This is a genomic window from Polymorphum gilvum SL003B-26A1, from assembly GCF_000192745.1.
GTDB classification, from domain to species: domain Bacteria; phylum Pseudomonadota; class Alphaproteobacteria; order Rhizobiales; family Stappiaceae; genus Polymorphum; species Polymorphum gilvum.
Genome location: NC_015259.1, coordinates 135,330 through 150,548 on the forward strand (window position 1 = coordinate 135,330; position 15,219 = coordinate 150,548).

The 15,219-nt window shown below is 68.9% G+C and carries 16 protein-coding genes; 9 read left to right on the forward strand and 7 right to left on the reverse strand.

Annotation, left to right across the window (positions count from 1 at the left end; all coding sequences use genetic code 11):
• Positions 1-41: 41 nt before the first annotated feature.
• The 4 genes from ftsE to SL003B_RS00680 all read left to right on the forward strand — a co-directional run bounded on the left by ftsE (position 42) and on the right by SL003B_RS00680 (position 3,394).
• Positions 42-701, forward strand: a complete 660-nt coding sequence (ftsE, locus tag SL003B_RS00665) for a cell division ATP-binding protein FtsE (RefSeq protein ID WP_013650893.1) — start codon at positions 42-44, stop codon at positions 699-701.
• Positions 702-711: 10 nt separating this feature from the next.
• A complete protein-coding gene (locus SL003B_RS00670; protein WP_013650894.1) occupies positions 712-1,734 on the forward strand; it encodes a cell division protein FtsX in 1,023 nt (340 codons plus the stop codon).
• 204 nt (positions 1,735-1,938) lie between these two features.
• Complete coding sequence (locus tag SL003B_RS00675) at positions 1,939-2,529, forward strand: YdcF family protein (protein ID WP_013650895.1); 591 nt, start codon at positions 1,939-1,941, stop codon at positions 2,527-2,529.
• 55 nt (positions 2,530-2,584) lie between these two features.
• Complete coding sequence (locus SL003B_RS00680; protein WP_013650896.1) at positions 2,585-3,394, forward strand: lysophospholipid acyltransferase family protein; 810 nt, start codon at positions 2,585-2,587, stop codon at positions 3,392-3,394.
• Here SL003B_RS00680 and SL003B_RS00685 read toward each other — a convergent pair.
• The gene (locus SL003B_RS00685; protein ID WP_013650897.1) at positions 3,391-3,909 is read right to left on the reverse strand and encodes a gamma-glutamylcyclotransferase; all 519 of its coding nucleotides are present in this window, start codon (positions 3,907-3,909) and stop codon (positions 3,391-3,393) included. The genes SL003B_RS00680 and SL003B_RS00685 overlap by 4 nt on opposite strands.
• 101 nt (positions 3,910-4,010) lie before the next feature.
• Between SL003B_RS00685 and SL003B_RS22180 the strand changes: the two genes are divergently transcribed.
• Entirely contained in the window at positions 4,011-5,036 is a 1,026-nt protein-coding gene (locus SL003B_RS22180; RefSeq protein WP_013650898.1) for a DUF2125 domain-containing protein, read from the forward strand.
• Positions 5,037-5,044: 8 nt separating this feature from the next.
• Here SL003B_RS22180 and SL003B_RS00695 read toward each other — a convergent pair whose 3' ends face one another.
• Complete coding sequence (locus SL003B_RS00695; RefSeq protein WP_013650899.1) at positions 5,045-5,503, reverse strand: GNAT family N-acetyltransferase; 459 nt, start codon at positions 5,501-5,503, stop codon at positions 5,045-5,047.
• A gap of 205 nt (positions 5,504-5,708) precedes the next feature.
• Here SL003B_RS00695 and yddG point away from each other — a divergent pair, with 205 nt between their 5' ends.
• The 3 genes from yddG to SL003B_RS00710 all read left to right on the forward strand — a co-directional run bounded on the left by yddG (position 5,709) and on the right by SL003B_RS00710 (position 7,831).
• On the forward strand, positions 5,709-6,620 hold the full coding sequence (gene yddG / locus SL003B_RS00700; RefSeq protein ID WP_013650900.1) for an aromatic amino acid exporter YddG: 912 nt from the start codon (positions 5,709-5,711) through the stop codon (positions 6,618-6,620).
• 87 nt (positions 6,621-6,707) lie between these two features.
• The gene (locus SL003B_RS00705; RefSeq protein WP_013650901.1) at positions 6,708-7,592 is read left to right on the forward strand and encodes an HpcH/HpaI aldolase/citrate lyase family protein; all 885 of its coding nucleotides are present in this window, start codon (positions 6,708-6,710) and stop codon (positions 7,590-7,592) included.
• 35 nt (positions 7,593-7,627) lie between these two features.
• On the forward strand, positions 7,628-7,831 hold the full coding sequence (locus SL003B_RS00710; protein ID WP_013650902.1) for a DUF1737 domain-containing protein: 204 nt from the start codon (positions 7,628-7,630) through the stop codon (positions 7,829-7,831).
• Between the two features lie 9 nt (positions 7,832-7,840).
• On the opposite strand, the gene SL003B_RS00715 is transcribed toward SL003B_RS00710, so the two are convergent.
• From SL003B_RS00715 to SL003B_RS00735, 5 genes are all read right to left on the reverse strand, one after another.
• Positions 7,841-8,899, reverse strand: coding sequence for a RimK-like ATP-grasp domain superfamily (locus SL003B_RS00715; protein WP_013650903.1), 1,059 nt, complete (start codon positions 8,897-8,899; stop codon positions 7,841-7,843).
• 19 nt (positions 8,900-8,918) lie between these two features.
• A complete protein-coding gene (locus SL003B_RS00720) occupies positions 8,919-9,581 on the reverse strand; it encodes an outer membrane lipoprotein carrier protein LolA (RefSeq protein ID WP_013650904.1) in 663 nt (220 codons plus the stop codon).
• Positions 9,582-9,686: 105 nt separating this feature from the next.
• Entirely contained in the window at positions 9,687-12,392 is a 2,706-nt protein-coding gene (locus SL003B_RS00725; RefSeq protein WP_013650905.1) for an FtsK/SpoIIIE family DNA translocase, read from the reverse strand.
• A complete protein-coding gene (locus SL003B_RS00730) occupies positions 12,389-13,612 on the reverse strand; it encodes an aminotransferase class I/II-fold pyridoxal phosphate-dependent enzyme (RefSeq protein WP_049792529.1) in 1,224 nt (407 codons plus the stop codon). Before SL003B_RS00730 ends, SL003B_RS00725 begins: the two co-directional genes overlap by 4 nt.
• An 89-nt stretch (positions 13,613-13,701) precedes the next feature.
• Complete coding sequence (locus tag SL003B_RS00735) at positions 13,702-13,950, reverse strand: DUF1674 domain-containing protein (RefSeq protein ID WP_013650907.1); 249 nt, start codon at positions 13,948-13,950, stop codon at positions 13,702-13,704.
• 181 nt (positions 13,951-14,131) lie between these two features.
• Between SL003B_RS00735 and htpX the strand changes: the two genes are divergently transcribed.
• Entirely contained in the window at positions 14,132-15,058 is a 927-nt protein-coding gene (gene htpX, locus SL003B_RS00740) for a zinc metalloprotease HtpX (protein ID WP_013650908.1), read from the forward strand.
• The last annotated feature ends 161 nt before the right edge of the window (positions 15,059-15,219 follow it).

A 15,219-nucleotide genomic window follows, 5' to 3' on the forward strand; every position in this document is an offset into this window, starting at 1 on the left:
GGGGGCGAGCTAGGGTGCGCGCCATCCACGGAGGTTTGTGAGTGATCCGATTCGAGAACGTCGGACTGCGATACGGCATGGGGCCGGAAATCCTGCGCGATCTGACCTTCAGCATCGAGCCGCAGTCGTTCCAGTTCCTGACCGGGCCGTCAGGCGCGGGCAAGACCAGCCTGATCCGGCTCCTGTTCATGTCGCTGCGTCCGACCCGCGGATTGATCCGCGTGTTCAACCGCGACCTGGCAACGATCCGCAAGCAGGAGCTGCCGGAACTGCGGCGCAAGATCGGCGTGGTGTTCCAGGATTTCCGCCTGCTCGATCACCTGACCACCTACGAGAATGTCGCCCTGCCGCTGCGGGTGATCGGCAAGGATGAGGCAGACTATCGCTCCGACGTGATCGACCTGCTCAAATGGGTCGGCCTCGGCGAGCGCATGCACGTGCTGCCTCCGGTGCTGTCGGGCGGCGAGAAGCAGCGCGCTGCGATCGCCCGCGCGCTGATCACCCGTCCAGACGTGCTGCTTGCCGACGAGCCGACCGGAAACGTCGATCCTCCCCTTGCCCGGCGGCTGCTGCGGCTGTTCATTGAACTCAACAGGCTCGGGACGTCCGTGGTGATCGCTACCCATGACATCACGCTCCTGGAACAGGTCGACGCCCGCCGCATGGTGCTGGCCGACGGGCGCCTGTCCATCTTCGACTAGAGCAGAGCGAATGGCCTTGGACGGCAAAGACAAGACCCACAAGCCCGCCGCCCGCAAGGGTCCGGCCAAGCCGCGCCTGCCGCGGGCGAGGTCGGAAGGGCGCAAGCCGGTTGGCGGTTCGGCGACGGCAAGGCTCCGCCCGGCGGCGCCGATCGTGCCTCAGCAGTCGGTCGCCGGCCGCGCGCTGACCCTCGTCGTTGCGATCATGAGTTTCCTCGCCTGCCTGACCGTCGGGGCGGTGTCGGTGGTCTGGGACGCGGCGCAGGACTGGCGCAACGATCTGGTGCGCGAGGTGACAATCCAGATCCGACCCGCCGAGGGCGTCGACATGCTGCGCGAGATCGACAAGGCGGTCGCCCTGACCCAGGAATTTTCTGGCATCGCCAACGTGCGGGCGCTGTCCGACCAGGAGACCAGGACGCTGCTGCAGCCGTGGCTCGGCTCCGGGCTCGACCTGGAGACGCTGCCGGTGCCGAGGCTGATCCAGGTCTCGGTCGACGATCCCGCCGCGCTCGACCTCGCCGCCTTGCGCGGGGCGATCGAGGCCGAGGTCGCCGGCGCCAGCCTGGACGACCACTCGATCTGGACGTCGCGGCTTGCGGCCATGGCGGGCGCGGTCGTCGTCGGCGGCTTCGCGATCCTGGCGCTGGTGCTGGCCTCGATGGTGCTCAGCGTCGTGTTCGCCACCCGCGCGGCGATGGCGGGCAACCGCGACGTGGTCTCGGTGCTGCATTTCGTCGGCGCCGAGGACAGTTTCATCGCCCGCGAGTTCCAGCGCCATTTCCTGGTGCTTGGCCTCAAGGGCGGCATCGCCGGCGGCGTCGCCGCCTCGGCCTGTTTCGTGCTGCTCGAGATGCTGACGCGGCAGACCACGGGGCTCGCCGGCGCGGACCAGATGTCGGCCCTGTTCGGCCCCGTTTCGGTCGGCACGCCGGGCTATCTCGGCATCGTCGGCATCGTCTTTCTCGTCGCCGTGCTGACCGCATTGACCTCCGGCTTGGCGGTCAAGTCGCACCTGGCGCGAATCGATTGACGCAGGCCACACCCTGCATGCCAAGAAATCAACCGAATCGGCTATTATTCTTATGCGATGAACACGGCACTCACCGATATGCGGGATCGGAACGGCCCTGACTCCAACGGCCCTGACTCCGACGCTCCGCCGGTCGCGGCGGAAGATCGGACCGGCCCGGTGCCCGGTCCGACCCGGCCGGCTCGGTCGCGGTTCCGGCGTCCTGTGCTGCTCGCAGGCCTGGCCGTGACGGTCGGCCTCGTCGCCGGCCTGGGGATCTCGTTCCTGCTGTTTGCCCAGTCGGTCGTCTCGATCCGGGCGCCAGAAGAGGCCAGTGCGGACGGAATCGTGGTGCTGACCGGGGGCCAGGATCGCATCGAGCGCGCCGTCGGCCTGCTGCAGGAGGAACGCGCGCGCCGGCTGCTCATCTCTGGCGTCTATCCCGCTACCACCGACCGCCAGATCGTCGAGCGCACGTCGGGCGACCTGCCGCTGTTCCGCTGCTGCGTCGATCTCGACCGCAAGGCGCTGAACACCGTCGGCAACGCCGTCGAGACGGCGGCGTGGGCGCGCACCCACGGCTTCTCGTCGCTGCTGCTGGTGACCAGCGCCTATCACCTGCCGCGCGCGGCGCTCGAGCTGAAGGCGGTGATGCCGGAGCTGGAGCTGGTGCCCTATCCCGTGTTCGCCGAGGACCTGATGCTGTCGTCCTGGTACCGGCGGCCGCAGACGATACGCCTTCTCTTGCGGGAGTTTGTGAAGTATACCCTCGCACGACTCCGGATCGGCACGATCGGGCTGCCCGCTGCGGAGTGAAGCGGGTCGCGCCGGCGGACCCGGACGACGGCCCGCAAGATGCCTCGCGAGATCCATGCTGTTTCTGCGCTCCCTCCTGTTCAACGTGCTGTTCTACGGCGTCACCCTGGTGATGATGATCGTCGGCGCGCCGGTCGTTTTCCTGCTGCCGCGCCGCTGGGGCTGGCCCTACGTGCCGCTGTGGGCGAACGTGAACCTGTTCCTGCTGCGCTGGATCGTCGGGCTGAAGGTCGAGGTGCGCGGGCGCGAGAACATTCCCGAAGGCGGCTTCATCGTCGCCGCCAAGCATCAGTCGGCCTGGGAGACCTTCGCGCTCATCCCGCATTTCCGAGACCCGACCTACATCCTCAAGCGCGAGCTGCGCTGGATCCCGCTGTTCGGCTGGTACACGGCCAAGATGAAGCAGATCCCGATCAATCGGGGCAAGAAGTCCGCCGCCCTGGCGGCCATGATGGTGGCGGCGAAGGAAGCGATCGATGAGGGTCGCCAGATCCTCATCTTCCCGGAAGGAACCCGGCGTCCGGCCGGTGCGCCGCCGTCCTACAAATACGGCGTTGCCCACCTCTACCGCGATCTCGATTGCCCTGTGCTGCCCGTGGCGCTGAATGCCGGGGTCTACTGGCCGCGCCGAAGCTTCGTCTGCCATCCCGGCACGGTGATCTTGGAGTTCCTGCCGCCGATCGATCCTGGCCTGCCGATGGACGCGTTCTTCGACCGTCTGGTCGACACGATCGAGACCGCGTCCGACCGGCTGATCGAGGAGGCGCGCCAGGCCCCGCCGCTATCCCCTGTGCTGGCGGAGATCGACGCGGAACGCGCCCGAGCTGTCCGATCCGGCCAATCCGGCCGGTCCGCCCGGGCCTAGCCTGCCAGGCGTTGCGCCAGCCACGCGATCCGGTGGTCGCGAATGCCCAGGTCCTGCAGATGTGTCGCGGTGTTCACGACATATTCGGGATTGGCGCCTGACCGGCCGACCGCTCCGGCGACGATCTCGAGCTGGCGCTCGAGAGGCAACGGCCCGGCATATTGGGGATGGCGGCGGTCGACGACGTAGGTCAGCGCCTCGACCGACGTGTCGGCACTGAGCATGACCGGTCGCCAATGTTCGACGTAGACCATGGTCGCCTGCTCGCGTTCGCGCAGATAGGCGATCGTGTCCTCGCGCCGGTCGGCGCGCACACGGAACGCCATGCCCCGGCAGGCGCCGCCGCGGTCGAGGCCGAAAACGAGGCCGGGCCGCTCCTGCGTGCCCCGGTGGACCCAGGAATAGACGCACAGCGAGCGGTGCGCGCCGCGCAGAAGGGCGGGGCGCCTCTCTTCGAACTCGAAACCGGGCTTCCACATCAGGGAGCCGTAGCCAAAGACCCAGAAATCGCGCATATCGGTCCTGATCCGTCAGACGGGCGCCGCCGCCATATCAATGCCGCCGCCAAGATGCAACGTCCGGGCAGGGCCCGGTCCGTCGAAAGCAGGGAAATTCCATGTCTGCCGCACTGCCGGAAAAGAAGAACCTGAAGCTGCGCTACATCCTGCTGTCCACCGCCGTCGTGGTGGTGATTGCCGGCTGGTCGGCGGCATGGGCAGTCGCGCGCGGCTTCGCCGAGCGGGAACTCGACGCCGCGCTGGCGCAGGCGCGGGCCTACGGCTTCGACATCGGCTGCGAGGAGCGCAGCCTGGCGGGCTGGCCATTCCGCTTCGAGTTGACCTGCACGACCCTGTCCTACCGGGATGCCTTCGGCAACTTCCTCAGCTTTCGGACCCTGCGCGCCGTGGCGCTGGTCTACAATCCGCGTCATCTGATCCTGGAGGTCGACGGCCCGGCGTCGGCCTTCTCGCCGGGCGACGGGCCGACGGTGGAGGCGCGCTGGGACAGCCTGCGCGCGAGCCTGCGCATCGAGGACCTCGCGCTTAGTCGCTTCGACGCGGTGGTCGAGGCGCCCGAGGTCGATGTCTCGGCTGCGGACGGCCGCTCGACGGTCGCGCTGACCTCCGGCGCGCTGCATCTGCGCGCCGATCCGGCTGCACCCGCGAACCTGCAGATGGCGGTCAGCTTCAGGGGGCTTGGGTCCGCCGACGGCGAGGCGGCCGGCACCGACGGCACGGTCGTCCTCTCCGTGCCAGGCGCTGCGCCGGTGCTTGGTGGTGTGGTGCCGCTCGATTTGTTCTCGGATACGGCCGGCCAGCCGACCATCGATATCGACCGGCTGCGGCTGGAATCGCAGGAGGCCTCGGTCGAACTGGCGGGCCGGCTGACCCTCGACCGGGACGGCCACCTCAATGGCGAGCTGCCGCTCATGGCGGTTGAGCCGGAGCGGCTTCAGACCCTTCTGGCGCCGCTGTTCGGCACAGATATGCCCTTTGCCGGCGCCCTGCAGGGCGCGGTGGTGAGCTTTGGCCGGCCGGAAACCGTTGGCGGCCGGCCGGCGGTCAGCGCCCGTCTGGTGCTGAAGGAGGGAATGGCCCGCGTCGGCGTGCTGCCGATCGCGGCGCTTCAGCCGTTGTACTGAACGACCGGTCAGCCGGCCAGCCGGTCGATGCGGATGACGTAGCTCTTCAGGTTGTCCGGCTCGGCGATCTGGTCATAGAGGGCGAGCGCGGCCTCGTTCTTTTCCGGCACCAGCCAGCGCAGTTGCAGCCAGCCGCGGCTCTGGCCTTCTGTGACCAGTGTCTCGATCATCCTGCGTGCGATGCCCTGCTCGCGCGCTTCGGGGCGGACGTAGATGTCGTCGATCTGGCCGACGCGCAAGCCGGTGATCAGTTCCGGCAGGTCGAAGAACACCGCGAAGCCGACCAGCCTGCCGTCGGCGAAGGCGCCGATCACCTCGGCGGTGCGGTCGCCGAGGATCTTCTCCGCATAGAACTGATCGGGCCGGCGCGGCGCGCCGCGCTTCAGCGCCTGGGCGTTTTCGGCGATCAGCGGGGCGAGGTGAAGCGCATCGTCGGGGCCAAGCGCCTTGATGTCGAGCTTGCTCAATGTCGTCTCCGGGAAGCAGGCGGTCCAATTGCGTGCTGCGCACCATGTCCCGAAATGCCCTTGCCGATCAAGGCCCGTGTGCCGGCCCGGCGACCCGACCGGCTGCGGGCGATTGCATCGGACGCGGAACTGGGCCAGAACTCAGCAGGGTGGGGCAGATGCCCCGCCTTCCCGCCGTCTTCCACCCCTGTTCGCAGGTGCGCCGATGTCGCTGCAGGCCATGTCACCCCCGGCCGTCCGCCTCCGGGCCACGCTGATCGGCCTCAGCGCGATCGGCATGTGGGCGACCCTCGGTGTGTTCGGCGCCGGCTCCGGCGCGGTGCCGCCGTTCCTGCTCAACGCTCTGTGTTTCGGGTTGTCGGGAACGCTGGCCGTCCTCTGGCTCGCCGCGCGTGGCCGGCTGTCGGCGCTACGCCAGCCGCCTGCAGTCTGGCTGTTCGGAACCGCCGGCCTGTTCGGCTTCCATTTCTTCTACTTCACGGCGATCCGCAACGCGCCGCCCGTCGACGCCAACCTGATCAACTACACCTGGCCGCTTCTGATCGTGGTGTTCTCCGCGCTGCTGCCGGGCGAGCGGCTGCGCCTCCATCACGTCGTCGGCACGCTGCTCGGTCTTGCCGGTGCGGCGCTTCTGGTGACGCGCGGCCAAGGCCTGGCGTTCGACCCGGCCTATGCGCTCGGCTACGGCGCGGCGGTCGCCTCGTCGCTGTTCTGGTCGTCCTATTCGGTGCTGTCTCGGCGCCTCGGATCTGTCGCGACCGAGGCCGTGGCCGGCTTCTGTCTCGGCACAGCGGCGCTGTCCGTGCTGTGCCACCTTGCCCTTGAGGACACCGTCTGGCCGTCAGGTGCGACGGAATGGGGCTGCGTCGCCGCGCTGGGCCTTTTTCCGGTCGGGCTCGCCTTCTTCACCTGGGACATCGGCGTCAAGCGCGGCGACATCCAGGTGCTGGGGGCTGCGGCCTATTCCGCGCCGCTGCTGTCGACGCTGTTGCTGATCGCCTTCGGCTTCGGCGCCTTCACCGCGGCGGTCGCGCTCGCCTGCCTGTTGATCACGGCCGGCGCGGTGGTGGCGGCGAAGGATATGATCCTGCGCCGTCCGGCGCCGGCCGGAACCTGAGCCGAAAGACCAGTGGAAATGCGTGCCGCGCGCCGCTAGCTTCGCTGCACAGCACAAGACGCGAGACTGCCGAGGATAGATCCTGCGATGACGACTGCCCTGAAACCCCGCCGGTCGGCCCTCTACATGCCCGGCTCCAACGCCCGTGCCCTGGACAAGGCGAAGACGCTCGACGTCGACTGTCTGATCCTCGACCTGGAGGATGCCGTCGCGCCGGACGCCAAGGCGCTCGCCCGCGATCAGGTCTGCGAGGCGGTCAGGGCTGGCGGCTACGGCCACCGCGAACTGGTCATCCGCATCAACGGGCTCGACACGGCTTGGGGCGCGGAGGATCTGGAGGCCGCCATCGCCGCGCGGCCGGACGCGATCCTGGTGCCGAAGGTATCCAGCCCGGCGGACCTCCAGCGCGTCGCGCACCGCCTGGCGGTCGGCAACGCGCCGGCCGCCCTGCGCCTGTGGGCGATGATGGAGACGCCGCAGGCGATGCTCAACGCCGCCGCCATCGGCGCGGCCGGGCGCGACCCGGAAGTGCGCCTCGCTTGTTTCGTCATGGGCACAAACGACCTTGCCAAGGAAACGCGCGCGCGCCTGACGCCAGGCCGCGCCGCTATGGTGCCCTGGCTGATGACCTGCGTCGCCGCCGCGCGCGCCGGCGGCATCGACATCCTCGACGGGGTCTACAACGACTTCAACGACCTCGACGGCTTCGCCGCCGAATGTGCTCAGGGCATGGACATGGGCATGGACGGCAAGACCCTGGTCCATCCGAAGCAGATCGAACCCTGCAACGCCGCCTTTTCGCCGTCGGAGGCCGAGATCGCCTGGGCGCGGAAGATCAACGAAGCCTTCCAGGCACCCGAAAACGCCGACAAGGGCGCGATCCAGGTCGACGGGCGGATGGTCGAGCGCCTGCATGCGGAAATGGGCCGGCGAGTGATCGCCATCGCCGACGCGATCGTCGCGCGCGGCTGACGACACGGCTAACGCCACAGGCACGAGAAAGCGCCATGAAACTCTATCGCTTCATCACCGGACCGGACGACAGCAGCTTCTGCCACCGGGTGACCCAGGCGCTGAACAAGGGCTGGGAGTTGTCCGGGCCGCCGTCGCTCGCCTATGACGCGACGCGCGGGCTGACCATCTGCGGTCAGGCGGTCGTCAAGGAAGTGCCGGGCGAATATTCGCCGGACCTCAAGCTCGGAGACTACTGACGCCGGCCGTCAGGGCGCGGCCTGCAGCGTGTCGACGAGGCGCTCGAACAGAGTCTCGTAGATCGCCTCGACACAGGCCGCCTCGGCCGGGCCCATCCTGTGGAAATGGCTGAGGCCGGGGGCGGCGTTGAGTTCCAGGATGGCGTAGTCGCCCGCCTCCGCGGTTATGTCGGCACACAGCAGGTCGAGTCCGTAGAAGCGCAGGCCGAGAGCGCGCCCGGCGGCGACGGCAATTCGGCCGAAATGCGGACTCATCGCCGCCGTGACTTCCTCGGCGCTGCCGCCGGAGGACAGGTTGGCGTTGGGCAGCAGGTCGACCGTCTCGCCCGCCCGAGGGACATGGCCGGGCGTCAGGCCCGAGGCCGTCAGGTGATCGAGGATGCGCGGATCGTCCGAGCGGATCTTGCGGCCGTTGCCGTCGGCGGCGAAGCCTTCGGTGCGGGCCTCGATGAGGGCGGAGAGCGTCGACACGCCGTCGCCGGTGACCGCGAACGGCCGGCGCTCGAACGCGGCGAGGACCGCGTCGTCGAGCACCAGGATACGATAGTCGCGCCCGGCCGCCGCCTGCTGGACCAGAAGGCGGTCGTGATCGCGCGACAGGGTCGCCAGCGCACGGGTCAGCGCGGCAGCGTCGCTGGCGCGCAGCACGCCGCGGCCCTCCGATTCGTCGTTGGGCTTGACATAGACTGGCCAGCCGACGCGCCCGGCAAAGGCCAGGGCCGCGGCCGCGTCGTTCAGCCGCTCTGCGACAGCCGGATTCTTGGTTCGGATCTCGTCGATGAAGGCCGGCGCGCTGATCAGCAGGGCCTCCGGCACGCGGAAGCCAGCGGCCTTGAGGAAATGCGCCGCGTAGGCCTTGTCGCGGGCGATCGAGGCGGCGCCGAAGGGATTGAGGTCGAAGGCGGCTCCCTTGAAGAAGGAGCGCCGGCCGCGGGCATCCTCGATATAGCCGGCGTAGCCGAATTCGGGTTCGGCGACTACCTTCAGGCTGCGGCGGGCGCCGAAGGCCTTGAGCAACGTCAGCGCGACCGGCGCGCGCCGCGCGGATGAGGGACGCTCGTCGGACATCGCGGCAGGCCGTGCAGGCTCAGCGACCCTCTCCCTGGCGGGCATTGGCGAGATAGTCGATGACGAACAGCTTCGGATTGGTCGGGCCGTTGGCGACGACGTTGTAGACCGCGACCGAGGTGTCGTAGCCCTGGGCGTCGGTGACGGTCCACTGCTTCAGCTCGTAGGTCCGCGCGTCGAAGATCAGGGTCAGCTTGCCGGAATTGAACGTGGTCTTGTCCTCGATCACCACCGTGACGAGGTCCGGCTCGGCCATGACGCCGACCACCTTGGTGTCCTTGGTCAGGTCGATGTTGTCGGCGAGCAGGAAGCGCAGCGGCGTCTCGCTCAGCGGCCAGATGTCCTGGGTCGCCATCTTGCGGTCCTTGACCGACACCGACTTGCCATCGGCGATGATGTCGAGTTGGGCCGGCGGGCTGTAGTAAAAGCGGATCTTGCCCGGCCGGGCGAGGTAGAACTTGCCCTCGACCTGATCGCCCTCAGGGCCGAACTGCACGAAGTCGCCGTGCATGGTCTTGACCGAATTGAAATAGGCGTTGACGTCGGCCAGCGTCTTCTGCTGCTCGCCGCTCAGCGTCGCCGCGCCGGCGACACTCGGGGCACCGGTTAGGCCACCCAGAACGAGGGCGGTCGCCACGGCCAGGAGACGGGCGAAGGAGAGGGGGGTTCGATCGGGCGTCATCGTCTCGCTCGGGCTCCATCTTTCGGGCGGATCGCCGGATCCGGCCCCTGCTGTTCCGTCTGCCTGTAACGCCGTCTTGTGGCGAGGTTGCGGCGGACGGCTGCGTCAGTAGTCGTCTTCGACGCCGTTGGTCACGAGGATCTCGCGCTTGCCGGCGTGGTTGGCCGGGCCGATCAGGCCCTCGCGCTCCATGCGTTCGATCAGCGAGGCGGCGCGGTTGTAGCCAATCGCTAGGCGGCGCTGGACGTAGGAGGTCGACGCCTTCTTGTCGCGCAGCACCACCGCCACGGCCTTGTCATAGAGATCGTTGCTCTCATCGCCGCCCGCAAGGGCGTCGTAGGGACTGTCGGCGGTCTCGTCGTCCTCGGTCACCGCTTCCAGGTACTGCGGCGAGCCCTGCAGTTTCAGGTGGGCGACGATCTGCTCGACTTCGTCGTCGGAGACGAAGGGGCCGTGGACGCGCTGGATGCGCCCGCCGCCGGCCATGTAGAGCATGTCGCCCATGCCGAGCAACTGCTCGGCGCCCTGCTCGCCGAGGATGGTGCGGCTGTCGATCTTGGAGGTGACCTGGAACGAGATCCGGGTCGGGAAATTGGCCTTGATCGTACCGGTGATGACGTCGACCGAGGGCCGCTGCGTCGCCATGATGATGTGGATGCCGGCGGCACGGGCCATCTGGGCGAGGCGCTGGATGGCGCCCTCGATGTCCTTGCCGGCGACCATCATCAGATCGGCCATCTCGTCGACGACGACGACGATGAAGGGCATCGGCTCGAGCGGCAGGTCCTCTTCCTCGTAGATCGGCTGGCCGGTGTCGCGGTCGAAGCCGGTCTGCACGGTGCGGGTGAAGCTCTCACCCTTCTCCAGCGCCTGCTTGATGCGCATGTTGTAGCCGTCGATGTTGCGCACGCCCATCTTCGACATCTTCTTGTAGCGCTCCTCCATCTCGCGCACGGTCCATTTCAGCGCCACGACGGCCTTCTTCGGGTCGGTGACGACCGGCGTCAGCAGATGCGGGATGCCGTCGTAGATGGAGAGTTCCAGCATCTTCGGGTCGATCATGATCAGCTTGCACTGGTCCGGAGTCAGCCGGTACAGCAGCGACAGGATCATGGTGTTGATCGACACCGACTTGCCCGAACCGGTGGTGCCGGCGACCAGCAGGTGCGGCATGCGGGCGAGGTCTGCGACCACCGATTCGCCGTTGATGGTCTTGCCGAGCGCCATCGCTAGCTTGGCCTTGGACTTCTCGAAATCCTCCGCCGCCAGCAGTTCGCGCAGGTAGACCGTCTCGCGGCGCTGGTTCGGCAACTCGATGCCGATGGCGTTCTTGCCCGGAATGACCGCGACGCGGGCGGAGATCGCGCTCATCGAGCGGGCGATGTCGTCGGCCAGGCCGATGACGCGTGACGACTTGATGCCGGGCGCCGGCTCCAGTTCGTAGAGAGTGACGACCGGGCCGGGGCGCACCTCGATGATCTCGCCGCGCACGCCGAAGTCCTCCAAGACACCTTCCAGGATGCGGGCGTTCTGCTCAAGCGCATCGGCGGACAGGCCGGGGATCTTGCCGCTGCTCTTCGGTTCGGCGAGCAGGCGCAGCGGCGGCAGCTCGTAGGTTTCGGGCGCGCCGAGCAGCGACGGCTGGGCCTCCGCTGCAACCCGCTTGCCCGGCCGCGGACGCGGCGCGGGCGGGACCACGCGGCCGGGTGCCGGTCCGTCGCCGGGGCCGGCGATACCGACCGGGCGCGCCAGCGGCGCGCGGTCGAGCGGCAGGCGGTCGTCGGGCGTGTCGAAAGCGTCATCGTCATCGCCGGCGTCGAAATCGTCGTCGTGCGAACCCAAGCCGACCTGCGGTGCGCGGGGCTCGGGCGCCCGGACGCGGCGCTGGTCGGGGTAGAGCGCGTCGAGACCGTCGTCGTCGCCGGGCATCAGCTTCTCGGCCAAGGCGCGGCGCAGCGCGCCGATACGGCTGCGCGGCTGCGCGTCCTCGTCTTCGTCGATCCAGTCGTCGTCTTCGTCGTGTGCCGGTTCGGTGCGGCGGCGTCCGGTCATGCGGCGCAGCGTCGCCTGGGCGAGCAGCCCCCAGTGCGCCGCGGCGCCGATCAGCGCCGACAGGCGCGAGCCGCGGTCGTCGTCTTCCTCTTCGTCGACATCGAGCAGATCGTCGATCGGGCGCGTTCTGCCCTTGGCGGCCGTGGCGCCGCCGGAGGGGGCCTCCGTGCGGGCGAACCAGCCGGCGGAACCGATCAGCAGCAGTACGGCGGGCAGGCCGAGGCCGAGCGTGCCGACGATCATGCCGGCTCCGGCGGTCAGGTTGCGGGTCAGCAGCGACGGGACGTGGTGGACGGCGTCGCCGAGGAAGCCGCCGAGGCCCGTTGGCAGTGGCCAGCTGTCAGGCACGGGCAAGGCGGCCAGCGCACCGGCGGCGAGCAGCGTGCCGGCGATCCACAGGCCGAGCCGGCGGCGACCGATCCGCAGCGCGCGGCCGGCGAGCAGGCGCCAGCCCCACAGCACGACCGGCACCAGGAACACGGCGGTGGCGAGGCCGATGGTCTGCATCAGGATGTCGGCGACGATCGCGCCCGGGGTGCCGAGCGCGTTGCGCACCGGTTCGCCGGTGGCGTGGTTCAGGCTCGGGTCGCCGACGGACCAGGTCGCCAGACTCGCCGCCAGCGCGGCGGCGAGGGCGATGACGGCGAGGCCGACCGCGCCGACCAGGTTGCGCCGGATGAACCGCTTCAGCGGGCTCTGGGTGTCGAGAAGATCGATCGCCGCGGCTCGGCTGCCGCGCATCGCCGTTGCCCGTCTCATGCTGTCCCTCCCAGCCAGTCGGCGAGTCGTTCCAGGGCCTGCTGCGTGATGGCGGCCGGTGCGCACAGGCTGACGCGGATGTAGGCCTCGCCCGGATTGCTGCCGTCGGGCCGGTCGGAAGCGAGATAGGCGCCCGGCAGCACCTTGACGCCGACCTCGGTCCACAGCCGCTCGGTGACGGCGATACTGCCGCCCCAGCGGGCGACGTCGAGCCACAGGAAGAAGCCGCCTTCCGGCGTCACCGGTCCCAGGATCGGCGCCAGCAGCCGTTCGGCAATGGCGTATTTCTCGTTGTAGAGCCGGCGGTTCTCGATCACGTGCGCCTCGTCGGAATAGGCGCGCACGGCGAGCGCCTGGGCCGGCAGGGGCACCTGCGGGGCGGCAAGGCCGCGGAACTTGACCCATCGGGCGAGGAACGCTGGATCGCCGGCGGCGAAGCCGCAACGCAGCCCCGCGAGGTTGGAGCGCTTGGACAGCGAATTGAGCGCGATCACGCGCTCGTAGCCGGCGCCGAGCGCATGGGCCGCCTCGAGCACGCCGGGCGGCGGCGACGTGCGGTAGATCTCCGAATAGCACTCGTCGGCGAAGATGTAGAAGGCGTGGCGGCGGGCCAACCCGATCAGGGCCTGCCAGTAGGCGAGGCTGGCGTGCGCGCCTTGCGGATTGGCCGGGGAGGCGAGGTAGACGGCGACGGTGCGGTCGAGCAGGTCGGGCGGCAGGGCGTCGAGATCGGGCAGGAAGCCGGTCTCGGCGCCGGTGTCGAGCAGCACGGCCTCGGCGCCGGCGATGTGGGCCGCGGCGGCATAGGTCTGGTAGAACGGATTGGGCAGCAGGACCGCTGGCCGTTCGATGTCCTTGGCGAGCTGGTCGCGGGCGGCGATGGCGCCGAAAGACAGGCCCTCGCGCGAGCCGTTGAGCGGCAGCACGCCCCGCTCCCGGTCAATGCTGCCGCCGAGGCCGTAGCGGCGGTCGAGCCAGCCGGCAACGGCGGTTCGAAAGGCCGGCGTGCCCTCGATCGGCGGATAGCGACGGAAATCGGCCATGTTTTCCGCCAGGACCTCGGCGGTGAACGGCGGCATGGCATGCTGCGGCTCGCCGATTGTCAGCACGATGGGATCGGCGCCCGGCGCCCGGTCGCCGAGCAGGGCGGCGAGGCGCTGGAACGGATTGGACTCGGGCAGGGCGGAGCCCCGGCCCGGGGGCTTTCGAAACGACGTCATCGGCGGTCCGGACACTCGATACTCACGATTGCCCGCACCCTAGCCTGCCTTTGGTAAAGCGCTCATTAACCAAGGGCGGTGTCGGCGGTCTAGAAATCCGCCGTCAGGCCCTTGATCTCCCAGTCCTCGTAGCGGGTCGGCTCGAGGCCGCCGCGGCCGTCGATCTCGCGCGGCAGGACCTTCTGGCGTTCGTCGATTTCCTTGCGACGGGCTTCGGCTTCCTTCAGCGCGCGCTGGGCCGCCGGCGGCAGATCCTCGAAGCGCCGGCGCGGGGCTGGCGCCGCCTCGGCATCGGACGGAGCCTGCGGTGCGGTCGTGGGATCGGGTTCGTCGTGCACCTCGTTCTCCTTGCTCTGTCCGGCGTCGCGCCGGCGCCCATCCGCCTTGCGGGGCGGCGTCCGGCTCCCCATCATATAGAGGAGTTGGCAGCGCAGAAAAACCACCCGGCGCGAGGTGTCGTGCCGCCGGAGGGAACGCTGCGTTGCCGTGCGTTTTCGAACCGGGGTCCAGGACGAGGCCATGAACTATTTCCGCACGGCGCTTCTGCTCGCCGCCCTGACCGCGCTCTTCATGGGCGTCGGCTTCCTGATCGGCGGCGAGAGCGGCATGATGATCGCTTTCGTCATCGCCGCGGGCATGAACCTGTTCAGCTACTGGAACGCTGACAAGATGGTGTTGTCCATGCACCACGCGCGGGAGGTCGACGAACGCTCGGCGCCGGAACTGTTCGGCATGATCCGTCAGTTGTCGGCCAATGGCGGCCTGCCGATGCCGAAGGTCTACATCATCAACAACCCGCAGCCGAACGCCTTCGCCACCGGTCGCAACCCGCAGAACGCCGCGGTCGCAGCGACCACCGGCCTGCTCGACACGCTGACCATGGAGGAAGTGGCGGGCGTGATGGCGCACGAGCTGGCGCATATCAAGAATCACGACACGCTGATCATGACCATCACGGCGACCATCGCTGGCGCAATCTCGATGCTTGGCAACTTCGCGTTCTTTTTCGGCGGCAACCGCGAGAACAACAATCCGCTCGGCTTCGTCGGCGTGCTGGTCGCCATGATCGTCGCTCCGCTGGCCGCCATGCTGGTGCAGATGGCGATCTCGCGCACTCGCGAATATGCCGCCGACCGCTTGGGCGCCCAGATCTGCGGCCAGCCGATGTGGCTCGCCTCGGCGCTGGCCAAGATCTCAGGGGGCGTCGCACGCATCCACAACGAGGACGCCGAGCGCAATCCGGCGACGGCGCACATGTTCATCATCAACCCGCTGTCGGGCGAACGAATGGACAACTTGTTCTCGACACACCCGAACACCCAGAACCGAATCGCCGCCCTGCAGAACCTGGCTCGCGAGATGGGCGGCCCGGCGCCGCGCGGCGGCGCGTCCGGCCCCGGTCCGTGGGGCTCCGGTTCGACGTCGCGGCGCGGTCCCTGGGGTTGAGGCGGACCGGCTCGCTTTCGTCAACGCTCTTTCCCGCCGGCGCATTGCACTTTAGACTGAACCCCCCGCCGCGGACCGACGAGGTCCGCGGCGGGTCTGTCTTTGCATTACCGATCGGACTTGTCGCTTGACCGCAGACCGCCCCGCCGCCTCCCGGCCCC